Annotated in this window: 2 protein-coding genes; both read left to right on the top strand. The window is 38.8% G+C overall.

From position 1 onward, the window contains the following. Positions 1–15 precede the first annotated feature (15 nt). On the top strand, positions 16–462 hold the full coding sequence (locus ACGHEH_RS21570; protein ID WP_390449803.1) for a hypothetical protein: 447 nt from the start codon (positions 16–18) through the stop codon (positions 460–462). 465 nt (positions 463–927) lie between these two features. Continuing rightward, positions 928–1,371 carry a hypothetical protein gene (locus ACGHEH_RS21565; protein WP_390449800.1) on the top strand — a complete coding sequence of 148 codons (444 nt, stop codon included), beginning with the start codon at positions 928–930 and terminating at the stop codon, positions 1,369–1,371. Positions 1,372–1,457 lie beyond the last annotated feature (86 nt).

Raw genomic sequence — 1,457 nt, 5'->3', positions numbered from 1 at the left:
TAAGCACTTTGGGATATGAGTAAACTTTTTAGCATAATTTTCTTAATGACAGCATTTTCTAGTATTGCAGCTGAAAAAGTCTCTTTTGTAAGCTTATTGTCATCACCTGACAAGTATGACGGTAAATGCGTCCAAACAGTAGGCGTGATAAGCGTAGAGTTTGAAAACGGAAGTTTATATCTTGATCAAGCTAGCTACATAGCAAGAGCCTATGAAAATGCTATTTCTCAACCATTTGAAGCAGCGCAGGTTGTTTACAATAGCAATAATGCAGAAGCTCATATTCAGAAGTTAGCTGATGCATATGAGGGTAAGTTGGTTAGGGTTGTAGGCAAGTTTAAAGCCTTTAACTTTTCAAAACGAATAAATAGCACTAAAAGTAATTTTAGTTCAATAAGTTATATCCAAACTCTTGCGCCAAATGAAGGGGCAAGCTTTGGCAATCAAGCAAGGTGCTTATAACAAGTGCCTAAACCAAAGGACGCAAAACAGCAGGCTTGCGCTCCTTCGTCGCTAATTTTAGCCTGCTATTTCGCGCCGGTTAGGCAAGCGTTATGCGTCACTTTAACTCGCTGTCTTTAAAACGGTTTTTACTTCAAGCCTTTTCTTCAAATCAGCTTTTAGGTAAAGTGGCGTAATCAAATTTTAAGTTGGTCTTGGCTTTTCGTTTTTCAATTTAAGCTGTGACCAGAAAGGTCATTCACCAGTCGAACGCTTCTTTGCAATTTTGAGTTTGGTGGATGTTTTTTAATTTTAAGTTTGGCTTATTGGTGCAGGCGCAAGCGCTTCTAAATTTGAGTGTCAACGCATAACAAGCAATTAAACAGGGATAAAAAACTTGCGGGCTATTCGCTTCGCTCAATTTTAGCCCACAATTTTTTACCTGTTAATCGGGCGTTATGTGCCAGTGAAGTATCGGAGCCCGAATTGAATTTTAGTGTTAAATCGAAGTTGTTAATCAGCGCTGGGGTTATTGCATCAGCCTCCGCTATTTGGCACCTTCTTTGTATTATCGGTGGCCCTAGTTGGTTTGTATTTGCTCGAGCACCTCAACCGATTATAGATTCAGCAGTTCAAGGTACATTACTCGCACCTATTGGCACTGTAATTGTTGCAGGTTTAATGTTTGCTTGCTCTGTTTTTGCTTTTTCTGCGGTAGGCTTAATTCGCAAAGTTCCTTTACTTCGTTCGGCTTTAATTACCATTACATTACTTTGTACGTTGCGTGGTTTAATTGCTATTCCAACGTTTGTAACTTCGTCGGGGTTTGATATTTGGCAAATTGTAGCAAGTACTATTTGGTTGTATGTTGGTATTTGTTTTCTGTTTGGTAGTATAGAACAATATAGGCATGGCAAATCAAGCACATAACAAACAGTTTAAAAGCGGACAAAATTCAGTTGGCTGGTTTCGCTCCGCTTCACATTATAACCAACAAAATTTTGCCTATTAACAGG

The organism is Pseudoalteromonas sp. MTN2-4, from assembly GCF_042848605.1.
Taxonomy (GTDB): Bacteria; Pseudomonadota; Gammaproteobacteria; order Enterobacterales; family Alteromonadaceae; genus Pseudoalteromonas.
Note: the sequence above shows the minus strand (reverse complement) of the source record. Positions and strands in the feature narration are given on the sequence as shown.

Excerpts from the sequence above, each read along its gene's own strand:
- ACGHEH_RS21570 (WP_390449803.1), top strand. The coding sequence starts at position 16 with ATGAGTAAACTTTTTAGCATAATTTTCTTAATGACAGCATTTTCTAGT.